18 protein-coding genes and 1 pseudogene are annotated in these 17,892 nt (G+C 63.2%); 12 read left to right on the top strand and 7 right to left on the bottom strand.

Features of this window, described 5'->3' with window-relative positions; translation table 11 throughout:
- Positions 1 to 127 precede the first annotated feature (127 nt).
- Positions 128 to 703, bottom strand: coding sequence for a hypothetical protein (locus IVA92_RS20480; protein WP_247280569.1), 576 nt, complete (start codon positions 701 to 703; stop codon positions 128 to 130).
- A gap of 46 nt (positions 704 to 749) precedes the next feature.
- Positions 750 to 1,283: a GcrA family cell cycle regulator gene (locus IVA92_RS20475; RefSeq protein ID WP_247280568.1), complete on the bottom strand. Its 534-nt coding sequence runs from the start codon at positions 1,281 to 1,283 to the stop codon at positions 750 to 752.
- A gap of 165 nt (positions 1,284 to 1,448) precedes the next feature.
- Here IVA92_RS20475 and IVA92_RS20470 point away from each other — a divergent pair, with 165 nt between their 5' ends.
- Together IVA92_RS20470 and IVA92_RS20465 are read left to right on the top strand one after the other, a co-directional pair.
- Complete coding sequence (locus IVA92_RS20470; RefSeq protein ID WP_247280567.1) at positions 1,449 to 2,057, top strand: S24 family peptidase; 609 nt, start codon at positions 1,449 to 1,451, stop codon at positions 2,055 to 2,057.
- Positions 2,058 to 2,157: 100 nt separating this feature from the next.
- Positions 2,158 to 2,430: pseudogene (locus IVA92_RS20465) on the top strand (hypothetical protein).
- Positions 2,431 to 2,470: 40 nt separating this feature from the next.
- Here the strand turns inward: IVA92_RS20465 and IVA92_RS20460 are convergent.
- Positions 2,471 to 3,445: a quinone oxidoreductase gene (locus tag IVA92_RS20460; protein WP_247280566.1), complete on the bottom strand. Its 975-nt coding sequence runs from the start codon at positions 3,443 to 3,445 to the stop codon at positions 2,471 to 2,473.
- A gap of 225 nt (positions 3,446 to 3,670) precedes the next feature.
- On the opposite strand from IVA92_RS20460, the gene IVA92_RS20455 reads away from it, so the two are divergent.
- From IVA92_RS20455 to IVA92_RS20445, 3 genes are all read left to right on the top strand, one after another.
- Positions 3,671 to 3,871, top strand: coding sequence for a hypothetical protein (locus tag IVA92_RS20455; RefSeq protein ID WP_247280565.1), 201 nt, complete (start codon positions 3,671 to 3,673; stop codon positions 3,869 to 3,871).
- A gap of 146 nt (positions 3,872 to 4,017) precedes the next feature.
- Positions 4,018 to 4,965, top strand: a complete 948-nt coding sequence (locus tag IVA92_RS20450) for a MoxR family ATPase (RefSeq protein ID WP_247280564.1) — start codon at positions 4,018 to 4,020, stop codon at positions 4,963 to 4,965.
- Between the two features lie 5 nt (positions 4,966 to 4,970).
- Complete coding sequence (locus IVA92_RS20445) at positions 4,971 to 6,347, top strand: VWA domain-containing protein (protein WP_247280563.1); 1,377 nt, start codon at positions 4,971 to 4,973, stop codon at positions 6,345 to 6,347.
- Positions 6,348 to 6,372: 25 nt separating this feature from the next.
- On the opposite strand, the gene IVA92_RS20440 is transcribed toward IVA92_RS20445, so the two are convergent.
- Positions 6,373 to 6,555, bottom strand: a complete 183-nt coding sequence (locus IVA92_RS20440; protein WP_247280562.1) for a hypothetical protein — start codon at positions 6,553 to 6,555, stop codon at positions 6,373 to 6,375.
- Between the two features lie 348 nt (positions 6,556 to 6,903).
- On the opposite strand from IVA92_RS20440, the gene IVA92_RS20435 reads away from it, so the two are divergent.
- A complete protein-coding gene (locus IVA92_RS20435) occupies positions 6,904 to 7,125 on the top strand; it encodes a hypothetical protein (protein WP_247280561.1) in 222 nt (73 codons plus the stop codon).
- Between the two features lie 124 nt (positions 7,126 to 7,249).
- On the opposite strand, the gene IVA92_RS20430 is transcribed toward IVA92_RS20435, so the two are convergent.
- On the bottom strand, positions 7,250 to 8,620 hold the full coding sequence (locus IVA92_RS20430) for a hypothetical protein (protein ID WP_247280560.1): 1,371 nt from the start codon (positions 8,618 to 8,620) through the stop codon (positions 7,250 to 7,252).
- 71 nt (positions 8,621 to 8,691) lie between these two features.
- The gene (locus IVA92_RS20425; RefSeq protein ID WP_247280559.1) at positions 8,692 to 9,975 is read right to left on the bottom strand and encodes an allantoate amidohydrolase; all 1,284 of its coding nucleotides are present in this window, start codon (positions 9,973 to 9,975) and stop codon (positions 8,692 to 8,694) included.
- A 404-nt stretch (positions 9,976 to 10,379) separates the two neighbouring features.
- Here IVA92_RS20425 and IVA92_RS20420 point away from each other — a divergent pair, with 404 nt between their 5' ends.
- The 6 genes from IVA92_RS20420 to IVA92_RS20395 are packed head-to-tail and all read left to right on the top strand — an operon-like array spanning position 10,380 to position 16,252.
- Positions 10,380 to 11,492, top strand: a complete 1,113-nt coding sequence (locus tag IVA92_RS20420) for a BMP family ABC transporter substrate-binding protein (protein ID WP_247280558.1) — start codon at positions 10,380 to 10,382, stop codon at positions 11,490 to 11,492.
- Positions 11,489 to 12,601, top strand: coding sequence for an ABC transporter permease (locus tag IVA92_RS20415; protein WP_247280557.1), 1,113 nt, complete (start codon positions 11,489 to 11,491; stop codon positions 12,599 to 12,601). Before IVA92_RS20420 ends, IVA92_RS20415 begins: the two co-directional genes overlap by 4 nt.
- A gap of 1 nt (position 12,602) precedes the next feature.
- Positions 12,603 to 13,529: an ABC transporter permease gene (locus tag IVA92_RS20410; RefSeq protein WP_247280556.1), complete on the top strand. Its 927-nt coding sequence runs from the start codon at positions 12,603 to 12,605 to the stop codon at positions 13,527 to 13,529.
- Between the two features lie 11 nt (positions 13,530 to 13,540).
- Positions 13,541 to 14,224 (top strand): isochorismatase family cysteine hydrolase, encoded by a 684-nt coding sequence (locus IVA92_RS20405; protein ID WP_247280555.1) that lies wholly within the window; start codon positions 13,541 to 13,543, stop codon positions 14,222 to 14,224.
- The gene (locus IVA92_RS20400) at positions 14,221 to 15,753 is read left to right on the top strand and encodes an ABC transporter ATP-binding protein (RefSeq protein ID WP_247280554.1); all 1,533 of its coding nucleotides are present in this window, start codon (positions 14,221 to 14,223) and stop codon (positions 15,751 to 15,753) included. Before IVA92_RS20405 ends, IVA92_RS20400 begins: the two co-directional genes overlap by 4 nt.
- Before the next feature lie 13 nt (positions 15,754 to 15,766).
- On the top strand, positions 15,767 to 16,252 hold the full coding sequence (locus IVA92_RS20395) for a nucleoside deaminase (RefSeq protein ID WP_247280553.1): 486 nt from the start codon (positions 15,767 to 15,769) through the stop codon (positions 16,250 to 16,252).
- 77 nt (positions 16,253 to 16,329) lie between these two features.
- On the opposite strand, the gene IVA92_RS20390 is transcribed toward IVA92_RS20395, so the two are convergent.
- Positions 16,330 to 17,433 carry a hypothetical protein gene (locus tag IVA92_RS20390; protein ID WP_247280552.1) on the bottom strand — a complete coding sequence of 368 codons (1,104 nt, stop codon included), beginning with the start codon at positions 17,431 to 17,433 and terminating at the stop codon, positions 16,330 to 16,332.
- Between the last annotated feature and the right edge of the window lie 459 nt (positions 17,434 to 17,892).

Here is a 17,892-nt window from a genome sequence, read left to right as displayed (position 1 = left end):
TATACACGCAATTGTTGAGTCGCGTCTCACCGGTTGTATCGTTGGCGATAGGAAAGCCAGTGGCCCGTACCGCATCTATGAGCAGCCGATCGCATCGCCCGCGGGCGAAGCCGCGGGCATGCGATCGTCATTTGCGCTGCCCTGCTCGTGGTGCCCCCGTTGTCGTGACGAAGCCGTAGATCTGCGCCAGCCGGTCCAGGCATTCACGGAAACGCCGCGCAAAATAGTCGTTCCAGCGCTGCGTACGAACGGCGCGGCGCTGCCCGATCTGATCCATGGTCAAGCCCAGCACGAGCACGTCGTGCACCAGCGCTGCGCCGTCGGTGCCGAGTTCGCGCTCGACCTGATTCAGCCGCAGCACCGCCTGGCGCTGGCTCTCGGTAATTGGCTCGCGCGTGCGAGCGCCATCGACATATTCCCGGGTCGGGTCCATGGCCTGGGGCCCCCGCTCTGCCCTCTCCCAATCGCTCTGGAAGGCGCGCCCGCCGCGGTATTGTGCCTCGTCGATCTGATGATGCGCGTGCAGCCGGCCGAGCGGATCGCTCCGAACCGACCGGATGGCCACGATCTTCTCGCCGGGGTCGACCGCCAGCGGATTGTCGACCTCGACTTCTGCCACTTCAGCATTGAACGGCACGTCGCGGGAGCGCCGATCGTAGATTCCAGCCAATTTGTAAGATTTGTTGCGTCGGGCACGTGCCACTCGGATACTCCTTTGCAAAATCGACGATGAACGGCTGGCCGCCGGTTCAGGCAGCGCAGATCAGCCTGAGCACGACAGGACGGGTGGCACGGGCGGACTCAGCTGCAGAACGGCGCGTCAGACGCGCATGCGGCGTGCAATAGCTGGAACCCGGCTGGCGCGGATGGCCACAGAAAGTGATTTCCTCCCCGTCCTTGTCGCCGCCATAGGGATAGCGGCAGTCGTCGTCGGCAAGGTCGACCAGTGGGACCAACCGCGGCTGGATGCCGACGCAGCGCAATTTGGCGCGCGCAGCAGGCTTCATGGCGGATTTCGGCGGCACATTTAGGTTCGGCAACGCCGACCGGCGCGGCGACGGCGGGCAAGCCTCCCCGGGCAGCGACGGCACGACCGATGGACTCGTTATCCAAGCCGGTATGACGAGACCGAGCCGCTTGGCGCGGCCGACCACCGCGCTACGTGTGTAAGCCGTTCCAAACCTTGCATTAATCTCTCGGCCGATGGCCGCATAAGACATCCCCTTCAGAAAATAGTCGCGAAGCGCGTCGGAGTGCTCCGACGGCCAATGGCCCGGTTCCATGCTGCTGTCCTGTGATGCGCCCCTCCGACCGCACGATCGCGAGGCGGAAGATACATTCCGGTATTCCGAATCGAAAGTCAAGCGACAATTCTGATATTCATAATTGCATCAATTCCGAATTTCGCATTATAAGAGGCAAGACCATGCGCAATCGAGGGAATCACCATGTTGGACGTTGCAATGATCGAGCGGGGCCTGGAAAAGACCGGCAAGAGCAAGGGTGGCCTGGCGGCGGCCATGGGCGTGCGACCCGGCGCGGTCTCGGAGATTCTCGGCGGCGAGCGCCTAGTGAAGGCTTCGGAGATCATTCCGATCATGGAATATCTCGAACTCAACCTCGCGCCGATCATGGGCCGCGTCGGCGCCGGCGCCGTGATCGAGCCCGATTATGAACAAGTTCCGCCGGAGGGACTCGGTGACATCACGCTGCCCTTCCCGATCATGGAAGAGACGGTCGCCTTCGAGATCGTGGGCGATTCGATGCTGCCCAAGTACGAGAGCGGCGACGTGATCGTGGTCTACAAGGACCAGCGTCATCCGCTGTCGAGCTTCTATGGCGAGGAGGCCGTGGTCCGGCTCAAGACCGGCGAGCGCTATTTGAAGACCATCGAGCGTGGCAAAAGCCCCTCCGTGGTCAACCTCACCAGCTTCAACGCCAAGCCGATCGTCGGCGTGAAGCTCGAATGGGTCGGAGAGATCTGCCTGTCCATGCCCAAGGGACAGCTCGAGCGGCTGCGCGCCAAGTCGGCCCGCCCCCGCAAGAAGGGCAGGTAGCCGCCGATTTCCATTTTTTGGAAGTCGCTCTTGACGTTTATTTCTGATTTCCGGAAATAACTCTGCCGCACTCTCGACTCCGGGTGCGGCAGGTTCTTCTGTGCAATATTTCGTCGTGATGATCGACTATGGGCGGCGCGGCCGCGAGGCGGTCGTCGACCCCGAAATCACGAGGCGTGAGATCATCTCCCGCATCCTTTCGGGCGAATACCGGAACGTCTCGTTCATCCACGAATCGCCGACAATTCGGTCGAGGACGTGACCGAGGCCATCCTGTCCGAGGCCGCCCTGCCCCAGATCCCGCGAAGATATCGACCTCCAGGCATGCCGCCTCGATCACGCCCGCGATCTGCGCAAGCACGAGCGGACGTGACGGAAGCCGGCAGCCTGCATCGCGCCGTCTCGAATGAACGTCACACGGTAAGCACGGTCGATCCCGTGGTCTTGCGCGCGGCGAGATCGGCATGCGCCCTGGCGGCGTCCTTAAGCGGATAGGTTTGGTGCACCTCAATCTTGACTGCACCGGACTTGACGACCTCGAACAGCTCGCCTGCCATCGCGACCAAACTTTCACGCTTGGCGGCATAAGTGAACAGCGTCGGCCGCGTGACGTAGAGCGAGCCCTTCTGGGCCAGCAGGCCGAGATTGAGCGGATCGACGGCGCCGGAGGACTGACCGAACAGCGCGGCAACGCCGAGCGGCGCGAGGCAGTCCAGCGATTTCAGGAACGTGTCCTTGCCGACGGAATCATAGACGACAGGCACCTTCTTGCCGCCGGTGATTTCGTCGACGCGCTTCACGAAATCCTCCCGCGTGTAGACGATGACATGGTCGCAGCCATGCGCCTTGGCGAGCTTCGCCTTCTCGTCGTTGCTGACGGTGCCAATCACGGTTGCGCCGAGGTGCTTGGCCCACTGGCTCAGGATCAGACCGACGCCGCCGGCTGCGGCGTGGAGCAGGATGGTGTCGCCGGACTTCACCCGATAGGTCTGCCGGATCAGATACTGCGTCGTCAGCCCCTTGAGCATCATCGCCGCCGCAGTCTTGTCCTCGACACCGTCAGGCAGCTTCAACAAGCGGTCGGCGGGGATCAGCCGGGCCTCGGAATAGGCGCCGAGCGGCGAGGCGCCGTAGGCAACACGATCGCCTGGCTTCAGATCGGTGACGCCTGGGCCGACTTCCTCGATGACGCCGGCCGCCTCGCTGCCGAGCCCGCTCGGCAGCTGCGCCGGATACAGGCCCGAGCGGTTGTAGATGTCGACGAAATTGAGACCAACGGCGGTGTGGCGGATGCGTGCCTCGCCCGGTCCGGGCTTGCCGACGCTGACCTCCTCCCAGACCAGGACTTCGGGGCCGCCGGTCTTGTGAAAGCGAATGGCATGCGTCATGGGCGTTACTCCCTTATCGTTACAGTGAAGTTTAGAGAACCTGATCGCACTGGGAAGTAGGCATTTGGTCCGGCCGTTACAGTACCGACGCGTAACAAGAATGTCACAGCGGCCGACAAATGTCCGCCGTTCCGTCTCTGTTCGGAAGAGTTGATGACGGGCGCGGGGGCGAGTGGCAGTAGCCTTCACGCGGGGTTTGGTGGTCGCCTGCGAAGGAGAGCCGAGATGCCAGCTTATGTTCAGCATCATCAGGATGTCGAGATCGCGCCAGTGACTTGCCCCACCTGCATGGGGTTCCTGCCGATGTATGTCCGCGAGGTCGAACCGCATTGGAGCCTTGCCAAGATCGACCTTGTCTATGAATGCGCCGATTGCGGCGCCGAGGTCAGACAGACCATCCGCAAACCGGAGCTGCTGCGGCACTGATCGCGCGCCGGCGCACGGTTCAACTATTTGCGCTAAGCGGAAAAAACGCCGCTCCCGCGGGTCTGGTCGCTCCCAAACGAGGCTTGTTCTTTGCCCGGAACGCAGGCAGAACAAGCCTCAAGCAAGACCTTTGGGAGCGCCCTTTCGTGGCTGATCAGAAGGCCTCGACCTCGATCGAGGCAGTGGAGAGCGGCCTCGCCGCGCAAGGCTATATCGCGAGCCGGCAGATCGCGACCGCCGTCTATCTGTCGCAACACATCGAGAAGCCGATCCTGGTCGAGGGCCCCGCCGGCGTCGGCAAGACCGAGCTTGCCAAGGCGATTGCCGCTTGGCGCGGCATGAAGATGATCCGCCTGCAATGCTATGAGGGCCTGGACGAGGCCAAGGCGCTCTACGAATGGAAATACGCCAAGCAGCTTCTCTATACCCAGATCCTGAAGGACAAGCTCGGCGAAGTCCTGGGGGGCGCGCAGACACTGCATGCGGCGCTCGACCAGCTCCACGATTTCGGCGACGTGTTCTTCTCGAAGGAATTCGTCGAGCCGCGACCGCTGCTCCAGGCGCTGGAGCAGCCGGGCGGCTGCGTGCTCCTGATCGACGAGATCGACAAGTCAGATGCGGAGTTCGAATCGCTGCTGCTGGAGATCCTGTCCGACTTCCAGGTCACCATCCCCGAGCTCGGCACCGTCTCGGCGATCACGCCGCCGACCGTGATCCTCACCTCCAACAGCGAGCGCGACCTCGGCGATGCCTTGAAGCGACGCTGCCTGCATCTGCACATCGGCTTTCCCGAGCAGAGACTGGAAGAGCGCATCGTCGAGAGCCGCGTGCCCGGCATCTCGCAGACGCTGCGCCGGCAGATGGTCGGTTTCATCCACGAGACCCGCTCACTCGATCTGAAGAAGCTGCCCTCGGTCAGCGAGACCATCGATTGGGCGCGCGTGCTGGTGCTGCTTCAGGCCACCGAACTCGATACCGAGATCGTCAAGGACACGCTCAACGTGCTCCTGAAATACGAATCCGATATTGAAGCCGCGGCGCCGCAAGTTACGACCTTCATTGCCAAAGCGGCGCGGTCCAACGTCTTCGGTTGAGACCAATGCGCGAGAACCTCCATCGTTTTTTTCGGGCGGCGCGCGGCGCCGGCGTTCATGTCTCGCCCGCCGAAAGCATCGATGCGATGCGCGCGGTCAAGCAGGTCGGTTTCTCGGACCGCGCCATCTTGCGCGACGCCCTGCTGCTGACGCTCGCCAAGTCGCAGGACGAGAAGCTCGCACTCGGCGATTGTTTTGATCTCTTCTTCAGTCAGCCGGAACCGCGGCAGGATCAGCCTGAAGCCAGCAGCGATGACGCTTCGCAGGACCTAGATCAGTCGCCCTCATCGGACGCGGCCAGCGAAGCCGGTGAAGGTCAGCGTCCCCAGGAACTGGGCGCTCTTGCGCAGATGCTGCTGTCGCAGGATCGCAATGCGATCGCGGCGGCGATCGCCAGTGCCTCCGGTGCCGCCTCGCTGTCCGATATCCGCTATTCCACCCAGCGCGGCATCTTCTCCAGCCGCATCCTCGATGCCATGGGCCTCCAGCGCCTGCGGGACGATCTGGACCAACTGACCTCGACCAACCCGTCACTGGCCGAGCGTCTGCGCGCTGCGCTCGATGCCTTGCGCGAAGCGGTGCGCGACACGGTTTCGCAGGGGCTTGCGCTCTACGCCCGCGAGGAGGCCGAAAGCCTCCGCAACGAGATCCTGCGCAACGCGCCGCTCGCGCGCATCGAGCGGCGCCAGGTCGCCGAGATGCGCGCCCTCATTCGCCAGATCGCGCGCCGGCTGCGCGAGCGCTACTCGAAGCCGCGCAAGCGCCAGCGCCGCGGCCATCTCGACGTTCGCCGTACGCTCCGCCGCAACGCGGCCTGGGGCGGGGTGCCGTTCCTCACCGCCTGGAAACGCAAACATCGCGACCGGCCCAAGATCGTGGCGCTCTGCGACGTCTCCGGCTCGGTCGCCCAGGTCTCCGACTTCTTCCTGCTGTTGATCCACTCGCTGCATGAGGTGGTCGACGACGTCCGCTCCTTTGCCTTCTCCTCGCATCTGATCGAGGTCAGCGAGATCCTGGAGAACAACTCCCCGGAAGAAGCCATGGCCGAGATCATGTCCAAGGTCGGTTTCGGCTCGTCCGACTACGGCTCCTCGCTGGTCGATTTCGAGAAGGACTTCATGAGCACGCTGACGCCGCAGACCACGGTGATCGTGCTCGGCGACGCCCGCAGCAATAACCTCGACCCGCGCGCCGACATCCTGCGCCGTATCTCCGAACGCTCAAAGCGGCTGGTCTGGCTCAATCCCGAAGGCCGGCTCGCCTGGGGCTTTGGCGATTCCGAGATGCCGCGCTATGCGACCTTTTGCAGTGTCGTGCGCCAATGCGCCACCGCGCAGCAGCTCGAGCGCGCGGTGTCCGATATCGTGGCCACTTATCAATGAAGGCCGATCACACCCCTCTCTGAGGTCAGGCGGCGGTCAACTCGGCCCGGGCGATATTGCACTCCCGAAAGTGATAGGCAATTTCGTCGAGGGCGCGCTGCTCCCATTCCCGGGCTTGCACGAGCCAGAAAACCCGCCGCTCAAAATCGAGCGCGGCACGCTCGCGGCACAGAGATTCCTGACTGCGAATTTCCACCAGCCTGTTCACGCACTCCACTCCTGCCTGTGAAGCCATTCCCCGCGAATTAACCTAACAGGGTCCCGAACGCTCCGTCTCATCATTTCTGTGCATATTGCGACGCAGAATGGGACAGTAACTGTTCCCGTGCAGCGCGGCAGTTCGCGCCGCAACACAAGCCTAATCATCAATATGTGATCGAGCTCTCGGACAATATTTGCGCTCAAACGATCTTAACTCCTAAGACGCAATGAAGTGCGACCATTTGTGAAGAGACGTTCTAAACAACTCACCGAATTCCCGACTCATTGTCGTCGCATGGTGTTCATGCAGCGCCGCTAACAGAGGCGCGCAAACGTCCCTATCGCTTGAGGCAGCATGAGCAACGACGTCGACTTCGATCTTTCGCCGGATCAATGGGAAGCGCTACGCACGCTTCGCAATCCGGCATCGAACGGTCGCCTCTCGAAGGCCTATCTGGTCGAAAGCCTCATCAAGCTCGGCCTTGTTGTCGTGAATGGCGGCGTGCCTGAGATGACGCCCACCGGACGCAAGGTGCTGGTCCGCGGATCATGCCGGCTGCTGGATCTCGCAGCGTAGTGCGAACGACGGTTGGCCGCCCTCACCCGAACATCAATTCTCGCCGAAATCGGATCAGATGACCTTGGCAGCAAGAGTGCTCGAGGGTGGCCCCGCCGACTGCTTAACCGACGTTGCGGATCGGTCATTCCCATTGGAGGAGCGGCGTTCCATACGCCCTCCTCCAGACCGACAGGAAACGTGGGAACCAGGAGTGCGCCACAGCACCCTTGTAGGCCCAGGTGCGATATTTGAGGCCTTGCTCGGACAGCAATTCCTGATAGCCGCCATGGACCTCGGTTGCGGTCCGAATGTCCTTCAATATTCCCTGGGCGCAGGCTCGGTAGGTGTCGCCCCCCGAGAATTCGTCGTAGTCCAGCATGCGATCCGCAAACTCGACGTTGAATGTCGGCCAGGATGAGCGTCCCTGGTAGGCGGGAGCCGCGATCTTGTGAATCATCTTGGTGTGCGGATTATCCGCCGACACCAGGAAGTGGAACGTGTTAGGGACGCGGAAGCGCGGCTCCGCAATGATTAGATCCGCCGTCGCCGCGAACAGCGCGCGCTCGCAGTCCTCGTTCAGGTCCCAGAAGCCGCGATGCACGCTGACGAAATCCAGCGCAACCGAGGACGCCGGCGGAGCCGCCGGGCCGTCCAGCGAATGTCTGATATAGCCGTCCTTGCCGAACAGCCGGAGCAGGTCCTTCTTATACTGCCCGAGGTGACGTCCCAGCAGCCGCTTTAGCTCGTTCTCGTCGACGACTCCAAGCTGAACACCCCACAGGAAGGTCGTGTACACGCAGGCATTTGTGACGAACCGCCGGCGCTCGGCGCGGGTGTCGGTGGCTGCAGAGCGCGGGGCGCGGGCATCGCACAACAAATATCTGGTGCCGCCATCGTCGAATGACTCGAGCTCGCTTGCGAGCTGCAGGATAGCCCGCTTCAGGTCGGCTCCGTATTCGGCTAGCAGCAGACGGCCGGCATGCGCGCATTGCGACATCGCCACATAGGACGACGCCCTGTCCTCCGCGGAAATCATCTGCCGGAGACCGGCCAGGATACCGAGCAGCGTATCCGAAGGACGCGAGAAATAGTTCACGCCGAGATGCCGGCCGCGTCCCGCCGGCACGATGGTCGTGGTGACGACGTCGGCGCGAACCGCCTCCAGCAACAGATGCACGCTCTTTTCGAGCAGATTGGCCCGTCGCACCGCGTCATGCGAATCCATGATGGTTTCAGGATCGAGAATGTCGGGATAGAACCAGGCGAAGTCGCGCGGATAGTACGCGCAGGCGTGCGGCGCCCCCGTGACGAGGAAAGTCTCGGTCGCCGAGAAGGCGCTGTCCATCGAGTGCCGGTAAAGCTCCGCGATAGCCGAGAGTGGATGAGGTGACTGCCTCAGAAATCGATCGCCGAGAAAATTCACCGCCTGAAGCGCGTTGGCAACGAAGGTCGCTGTCGGGCCCTGATAAAACCGGTTCTCACGACGTGATGGAAAAGAGGTGCCGCTGTTCATAGGTGTCGTCGATTGTGTCTCGTGGTCCCGGCAATACGCCGCCACTTTCTAGAGCTGTCTGATTCGTATCTCTATCCGGTGACTTGCGGGCTCGACTTACCTTCCCAGGGCCTGAAATTCTCGATCACCCGCAGCAGCACGCGGGCGCCAGCTTCGGCATCCGCCAGCTCGACATGCTCGTCCGGGTGATGGCTGATGCCGCCGCGGCAGCGCACGAAGATCATGCCGACATCGGCAATGTCGATCATCGCCATGCCGTCGTGGCCTGCTCCGCTCGGCAGCTCGAATACTGAAAAGCCTTCCACTCCGATCGCCTGAGCGATCTGCTCCTTGAGCCAGGGCGCACAGGGTGCCGTGCCGTTCTCGTGCGTGACGTCGAGCTGAAGCACCAATTGCCGGCGCTCCGCGATCGCCTCGATCTGGGGGACGATTTCGGCGACTGCACGCTTGCGATGCATGTCGATTGGCGCGCGCATGTCGATGGTGAAAGACACCTCGCCCGGGATGACGTTGGTCGCGCCGGGCTTTGCCTGGATGTATCCGACGGTCCCGACCAGCCCGCCCTCATCGGTCCGGCAAAACTGCTCGATCGCGCCAATGCATTCGGCCGCGCCGGCGAGCGCATCACGCCGAAGCGCCATCGGCACCGTGCCGGCGTGCCCGGCCATGCCGGTCAGCCGCGCGGCAAGTCGCGTCGCGCCGGCAATCGCGGTGACGACGCCGACAGGCAGGTTCTGTGTTTCCAGCACCGGACCCTGCTCGATGTGCAATTCAAGGTAGGCAATTAGCTCGCGCCGCGTCCGTGCAGCCGCGCCGATATGATCGGGGTCAAGGCCGAACGTGATGAGCGCATCGCGCATCGACACGCCGTCACGGTCGCGCGTGTTCAGGACGCTCTTGTCGAATGTGCCGGCCAACGCACGGCTGCCCAGCAGGGTCGAGGCGAAACGTACCCCCTCTTCATCGGCAAAGCCGACGACCTCGATCGCGAACGGCAAGCGCCTGCCGCGGCGGTTGAGATCTGCGACACAGGCGATCGCGGTGATCACGCCGAGCGGCCCGTCCCATTTGCCGGCATCGCGCACGGTGTCGTAGTGCGAGCCGAGCATCAGGCAGGGCGCACCCGGCCCCTCGCCTTCGTAGCGGCCACAGACATTGCCGATCGCATCGAGATGCGCGCTCATGCCGGCCTCGCGCATCCAGCCCAGGATGAGGTCCGCGGCTTCGCGCAACTCCTTGCTCAGATAGATGCGGGTGAGCTTGCCGGCCTCTTCCGAGATCGCACCGAGCAGGTTGATGCGACGCACGATTTCTTCGCCGAGCGATGTCGTCTGAACGGCGTTCCCAGCAACCATCTCGGCGGGCTTTCCATCTTTCGGGGACCGCAGCAGCGGCGGTCCTGATCACAATCGATACAAGTTGAATGCGAGCGAAAATCGCGCACTGGCGATGTCCCGATCCGGGTATCGTTAGCATGAACGCGAGCAGCTCGCCGACGGTCTCCCGGCATGCACACGCTCGGACAGGTTAAAGCTGCTTAACTCCATTGCATACAATTGGGAGTTACTGCCCATAAATTAATCTGTCGATTTCCTGATCAGGATTCGGGCAGCATAGAGAATTCCATATTTTCAAGACCTTATCGCTAATTGAACGCTCCGCAGCCTGTGGCACGAAGCTTGCGACACTTGTCCCGAGCTCCGCCAGACCGGCGGCAGCCGCGAGATCGAGGCGGGGCATCCGCCAAGGGGAGCAAGCAATGGATTTTGGCAGGATTTCACGACGGCATTTGTTGCAAGGCGGTACGGCCCTGACCCTCGGCGCCGCGGCTGGCCTCCGCCCGGCCTTCGCAGCGGAGACGACCATCGGCTTCATCTATGTCGGCTCGCGTGACGACTACGGCTACAACCAGGCGCACGCGCAGGGGGCAGCGGCGCTGAAGAAGATTCCCGGCCTCAAGGTCGTCGAGGAAGAGAAGGTGCCGGAGACCGACGCGGTCGAGAAGACGATCGAGTCCATGATCAATCTCGACGGCGCCAGCCTGCTCTTCCCGACCTCGTTCGGCTACTACAATCCGCACATGATCAAGATGGCTAACAAGTACCCGAAGCTCCGCTTCGAGCATTGCGGCGGCCTGTGGAGCGACAAGGATCCGAAGAACGCCGGCAGCTATTTCGGCTATATCGACGAAGCTCAATACATCTGCGGGATCGTCGCCGGCTACACCTCGAAGAGCGGCAAGCTCGGCTTCGTTGCGGCCAAGCCCATCCCGCAGGTGCTGCGCAATATCAATGCTTTCACGCTCGGGGCCAGGCTCGCCAATCCGAAGGCGACCACGCAGGTCATCTTCACCGGTGACTGGTCCATGCCGGTCAAGGAAGCCGAAGCCACCAACAGCCTGATCGACCAGGGCGTTGACGTGCTCACCTGCCATGTCGACGGTCCCAAGACCATGGTCGAGAACGCGGCACGACGCGGCGCCTTCGTCAGCGGCTATCACACCAACCAGTCGCCGCTCGCGCCGAAGGCGTATCTCACCGGCGCGGAGTGGAATTGGGAAGCGCTCTATCCGAAGTTCGTGAAGATGATTGCCGCCGGCGAGAGCATCCCGAACTTCTACCGCGGCGGCCTCAAGGAAGAGATCGTCAAGACATCGCCCTATGGCGAAGCGGTTTCCGCAGAGGCCCGTAAGCACGCCGACGACGTAAAAGCCAAATTCCTGTCGGCTGAAGGCTACGCCATCTTCAAAGGAGGGCTGGTCGACAACAGGGGCAAGACCGTGATAGCGGCCGGCACCGATCGCGGTCAGAAGGATCCCGAGCTCGAGAAGATGGACTATCTCGTCGAGGGTGTGATCGGAGCAACTTCGTGACAACGGAAGCTGCGGATTCTGCCGAGGCGGTCGGGACAATAGCCCCGGCCGCCGATCCCGGCTTTCTCCGACGACACGGCGGCACGATCGAATATGTCCTGATCCCGGGCGCGGCGCTCGTCGGCGCGCTCGTGGTCTTCGGCATCTTCGTCGCGATGTTCGGCAAGAATCCGCTCGACCTTTATTTCTACATGTATTACGGCGCGTTCGGCACCTGGTTCTCCTGGCAGAACACGCTCACGCGCGCTGCTCCCTTGATCCTAACAGCACTCTGCACGGCGCTGCCCGCGCAGCTCGGCATGGTCATCATCGGCGGCGAAGGCGCGCTCCTGATCGGCGCATTGTCGGCAACCAGCGTCGCATTGGCGCTCCAGGGCCTGCCGCCGCTTGTCGTCCAGATCGCCATGGTCGTCGCCGGCGTAATCGGCGGAGGCTCGTGGATCATGTTGTCGGGCGGCTTGCGACAGTATCGCGGCGTCAACGAGACCATATCGAGCCTGCTGCTCGTCTACATCGCGCTCGCAATCCTCAACCATCTCGTCGAAGGCGCGATGCGCGATCCCGCGAGCCTCAACAAGCCCTCGACGCGCGAGATCGGCGCCGCCAACATGATCGGAACCATTCCCGGCACGGATGTACATTGGGGCCTGGTGTTCGGCCTCATCGCCGCGATCGCCGCCTACATCCTGGTCTATCACACGGTGTTCGGCTTCGCCGCGCGGATTGCTGGCGGCAACATCCGCGCCGCGAAGATCGTCGGCCTCGGCGTCGACAAGCTGATACTGACCGTTTGCTTCCTTGCCGGCGGCGCCGCTGGCCTTGCCGGCATGGTCGAGGTGGCCGCCGTGCAGGGACGCACCAATGCCAACCTCGCGGCCGGCTACGGCTTCACCGGCATTCTCGTCGCCTTCCTCGCGCGGCAAAATCCGCTCGCCATCATCCCCGTCGCCATCCTGCTCGGCGGCATCAGCGCCAGCGGCGGCCTGCTGCAACGGCGCCTGGGACTGCCCGATGCGTCCGTGCTGGTGCTCCAGGGCATCATCTTCGTCTTCGTGCTAGCCAGCGATGCGCTCTACGGCCGCATCGGGTTGCTGAAGGGAAAATCCTGAGATGGCAGACGGATCGATCGGACTCTGGACCGTCCCGCTTGCCGTGCTCGGCGGCGCCATTCGCGTCTCCACGCCGTTCCTGTTCGTGAGCTTAGGGGAATGCATCACCGAGCGCTCCGGCCGCATCAATCTCGGCCTTGAAGGCACGCTGGTGATGGGCGCGATGAGCGCCTATGGCATCTCCTATGTCACGGGCTCACCGTGGCTTGGCGTGCTTGCCGCCGGCATCACCGGCGCGCTTTTGGGCGCGCTGCACGCCGGCATCTGTTCGCTGCCGCGCGTCAACGACGTTGCGGTCGGCATTGCGCTGATGCTGTTCGGCACCGGGCTTGCCTTCTACCTTGGAAAGCCGCTCATCGAGCCCACCGCGCCGCGGCTGCCCGCGATCGATTTCGGCTGGTGGAGCGACGTCCCGCAGGTCCGCGCTGCGCTGCGGGTCAACGTCCTTTTCCTGATCGGCCTCGCGCTTGCGCCGATCCTGTACTGGGCCTTCCGCACCACGCGCTGGGGCTTGCTCATCCGCACCGCCGGCGAGAGTTCGGACGCCGCCCGCGCGATGGGCCACTCCGTGCAGCTGATCCGCCTGCGCGCCACCATGGTCGGCGGCTTCCTCGCCGGCATCGGCGGCTCGTTCCTCTCGCTGTTCTATCCCGGCAGCTGGAACGAGGGTCTCTCCTCGGGCCAGGGCATCACAGCGGTCGCGCTCGTGATCTTCGCACGCTGGGATCCCCTGCTGTGCCTATGGGCCTCGCTCGCCTTCGGCGGCGCCGCGGCGCTGGGGCCGGCGCTGCAATCTGTCGGCGTCACCTCCGGCTATCACCTCTTCAATGCCGCGCCCTACATCCTGACGCTGGCGATCATGATCGTCACCTGCTCGCCCAAACGCACACTGACCGGCGCCCCGGCCGAATTGTCGATCACCCGCTAGAGAGCAAGATTATGCCCGAGCGCCACATCAAATCCGAACCCTATGCCTGGCCCTACAACGGCGATCTTCGTCCCGAGAACACGGCGCTCATCATCATCGACATGCAGACCGATTTCTGCGGCGTCGGCGGCTATGTCGACAAGATGGGCTACGACCTCTCGCTGACGCGGGCACCGATCGAGCCGATCAGGAAGCTGCTCGCAGTGATGCGCAGCCAAGGCTTCCATATCATCCACACCCGTGAAGGCCACCGCCCCGATCTCTCCGATCTTCCCGTTAACAAGCGCTGGCGCTCGCGCCAGATCGGCGCCGGCATCGGCGATCCCGGCCCCTGCGGCCGCATCCTGGTGCGTGGCGAGCCCGGCTGGGACATTATCCCGGAGTTGGCACCGCTGCCGGGCGAGCCGATCATCGACAAGCCGGGCAAGGGCTCGTTCTGCGCCACCGACTTGGAGCTGATCCTGCGCGTGCGCGGCATCGATAATATCGTGCTGACCGGGATCACGACCGACGTCTGCGTTCACACTACGATGCGCGAGGCCAACGATCGCGGCTTCGAATGCGTGCTGCTGCACGATTGTTGCGGCGCGACCGACAAGAGCAACCATGACCACGCGCTGAAGATGATCAAGATGCAGGGCGGCGTGTTCGGCGCGGTCTCAACCTCCGACGCCGTCATCGGAGCGATTTCGTGATCATCGGCGAAACGCCGCCGCCCTCCGGCGCCTTCGGCGTCGACGCCGTCGCCATGACGATGCGCTTCGGCGATTTCCTGGCGCTGGACAATGTCGAGCTGAAAGTGCGGCCGGGCTCCTTCCACGCGCTGCTCGGCGAAAACGGCGCCGGCAAATCGACCCTCGTCAAATGCATCATGGGCTATTACCACGCGACCGAAGGCGACATCCTCGTCGGCGGGCGCGAGCAGGCGATCGGCAATCCGAAGGACGCCCACGCGCTCGGGCTCGGCATGGTCTATCAGCATTTTACGCTGGTGCCCGCCATGACCGTCGCGGAAAACCTCGTGCTGGCCCGCGACGACGTGCCGGCCGTGGTGAACTGGCCGAAGGAGATGAAGGAGCTCGAAGCGTTCTTGAGCCGCATGCCCTTCAAGGTGCCGCTCGGCGCGAAAGTCGCGGACATCTCTGCCGGCGAACGGCAGAAGTGCGAGATCCTCAAGCAGCTCTACCTCAAGCGTCGCTTCCTGATCCTGGACGAGCCGACCTCGGTGCTGACGCCGGCAGAGGCCGACGAGGTGCTCGGCATGCTCCGCGATATGGTCGTCAGAGGCGAGCTGACCATCCTGATGATCACGCACAAGTTCCGCGAGGTCATGGCCTTCGCCGATGACGTCACGATCCTGCGCCGCGGAAAGCTCGCCGGAGCCGGCAAGGTCGCCGAGCTCACGCCGGACGCGATGGCACGCGCCATGATCGGCGCCGAGCAATTGGCGGTGCAGCCGGCGCGCACCGGCGCGGCTGGCCAAACCAGGCTCGAACTGCAAAAGCTTCGCGCACTCGACGATGCCGGCGCAGTCGCCGTGCATGACGTCTCGCTCACCGTCCGCGCCGGCGAGATCGTCGGCATTGCAGGTGTTTCCGGCAACGGCCAACGCCAGCTGGTCGAGGTGCTGGCGGGCCAGCGCGAGGCCGAAAGCGGCGATATCCGTGTTGCCGGCGATCTGTACCGCGCCAGCCGTGAGGAGATGCGGCGGCACAAGATGTCGCTTCTGCCCGAGGAGCCGCTGAAGAACGCCTGCGTCGGCGGCATGAGCGTCGCCGACAACATCGCCTTCCGCGAATTCGACCGTGCGCCCTTCGCCCGTGGCGGCTGGTGGCTCAATCGCGGCGCCTTTCGCGAGGAGGCAAGGACGAAGATCGCGCAGTACAAGATCAAGACCCGCACGCCGGACACGCCGATCTCGGCCCTGTCGGGCGGCAACGTGCAACGCGCCGTGCTCGCCCGCGAGCTAGGCGGCGACGTCGAGGTGCTGATCGCGGCCAATCCCTGTTTCGGCCTGGACTTCGCCGCGGTGGCGCAGATCCACGCCGAGATCATGGCCGCGCGCAACCGCGGCGCCGCCGTGCTGCTCGTCAGCGAGGACCTTGATGAGCTGCTCGAACTGTCCGACCGGCTGGTGGTGATGTTCCGCGGCGAATTCGTGTATGAAGCACGGACCAGCGAGGCCGAACTCACCGTGATCGGCCGGCACATGGCGGGACACTGACCAGGGAGTAGCGATGAGCGGCGCATCCGAGCGGGACGAGCACTTTCTGCGTCTAGCCTTCGCGGTCGCCCGCCGTTCCCTCACCCATGGCAATCATCCCTTCGGCTGCATCGTCGTCGATGCCGACGGCAACGTGCTGATCGAGGCCGAGAACGGCTACCTACCGGATCATGACGGCACCGCGCATGCCGAGCGCCTGGCGGCGACGCAGGCCTGCCGCACGCTCAGTCGGGAGGTGTTGGCGATGGCGACGCTCTATTCCTCCGCAGAACCCTGCGCGATGTGTTCAGGCGCGATCTACTGGGCCAGCATCGGCCGCGTGGTCTACGGTCTCAGCGAGCACCGCCTGCGCGGCCTTACCGGCAACCGTCCGGAGAATCCGACGCTCGACCTGCCCTGCCGCGAGGTCTTTGCCAGCGGACAGCGCCCGACCGAGGTGGTCGGGCCTTTGCTGGAGGATGAGGCCGAGGCGCTGCACGAGGGGGTGTGGACGAAGTAGCAGCACATCCAAAAGGGAATGACGCCGCGGAGGTTTGACGCGGCGCCATCGTTTTTCACCTGGAGAGCGTCAGATGACTAGAACTTTACGGTGATACCGGAGTAAAGCGAGGACTCGGTGCAGGAGCCGGTGCTCACCGTCCGGCCACCGACGGCCGTGGTACAGCCGACGGCAAGATTGTGATCGAGGCCGAATTTGTTCTGCCAATAGCGGTAAGCCACCCAGACATCCACGAAGTGGGAGTACTTGTCACCCCAGGCTGCCTTCGAGGCATCGAAGGTTAGACGGATCGGTTCCGAGTTGAGCTCAACAGCGGTGTTGTAGACGCCATTCGCTGGGCTGTAGGGCAGCGGCTCGGTGTCGGTGCCCTTCTTGCCGTACCAGCCGGCACGGCCGCTGATCGAGAAGTACTGCATGTTCGGCGGCAGGAAGCCGAGGTCCATGTAGTAATTGACTTCGACAGCCCAGGTTGGCTTGAATGACGTGTTGCCGTCCGCCAGACACGTGACTCCGGGAACGCCCGGACCGAACAGGCCACACTGGCTGAAGGAATTGTGGTTGGCGAACTCCCAATAGACCAGCGGCGCGACGTTGATGTAGCCCTTGTAGGGCAGGTCGAACGCAAACTGCAGACCGCCAACGACGTCGCGCTTGGCAGCGCCGAAATACCTGTTCTCGGTATTGGCGTCCATGCCGACTTCGAACGAGATGTTGTGCAGCGGCCCCGCGCTGAAAGCCTTGGTGTCGAAGAGCTCGTTCCAGCCGAAGGTCGAACGGAACAGGCCATAGATTTCGGTCGCACCGGCGCAGGATGCCGGCGTGCCGAAGATCGTGCCCGCATTGGTGCAGGGCCCCGCCGGGTCATTGTGATCCGACTTGTACATCGAGATGGTGAAGAAGTTCGTGCCGTACGCCCAGGCGTCGAAATGGGTGAACGAGTAGACCTGCTTTGTGGTCTTGCTGTTGATCGACCCATCCGGCCGGAACGACCACGCGCCCGGCTGCGAAGCGTTGAAGATGTACGAGAAGGTGACGCGGTTATCGATGACCAGGAAGAATGGAAGGTCCGGCGCCTTCTTGGCCGCCTTCACTGGCAGATCCGCCGCCTGAGCTAGACCACCGGTGGCCAGCGTAGCAAGTGACAGCGCCGCTGCTGCCATTGCCGTGTAACGAAACGACATCCTGAATACCCCCAAGTTTGGACGTTCAAAAATGAACGTCCCTGGGTGCGACACTTGCGCCGATCTCCCGGAGTGCGAAGCCTCAACTTTTCACATGGCGTGCCGCTTGTTGCGGCAGCACGCGACGTATCAAGGAGGAGATTGCAAAGTGGCCGGACGCGGTGAGCACGAGCGGCGAGGATCGCTATTGCCGAACATTCCCGATTGTTTTTATTCGGATTTTCTGATCGCGCCCCGATGCGAAGCCGAGTTGAAGCAGACGTCGCGAGCGCTGTGCTCTGAGCGATGGATGGACGGACCTACGATTGCTCAACATGGCGTCAAGCCAGCCCACAGGGTTCCGATTTGGCTTGAACCGTCACAAATTTGCAACAGGCACCCAGCGATCGTCACACCCATGGACCGGCACACCGGCACTGCCACGCCTGCCGCGGCGTTGAGCAAGGCATGACGCTTTTT

This window comes from Bradyrhizobium sp. 154 (assembly GCF_023073875.1).
Taxonomy (GTDB): domain Bacteria; phylum Pseudomonadota; class Alphaproteobacteria; order Rhizobiales; family Xanthobacteraceae; genus Bradyrhizobium.
Note: the sequence above shows the minus strand (reverse complement) of the source record. Positions and strands in the feature narration are given on the sequence as shown.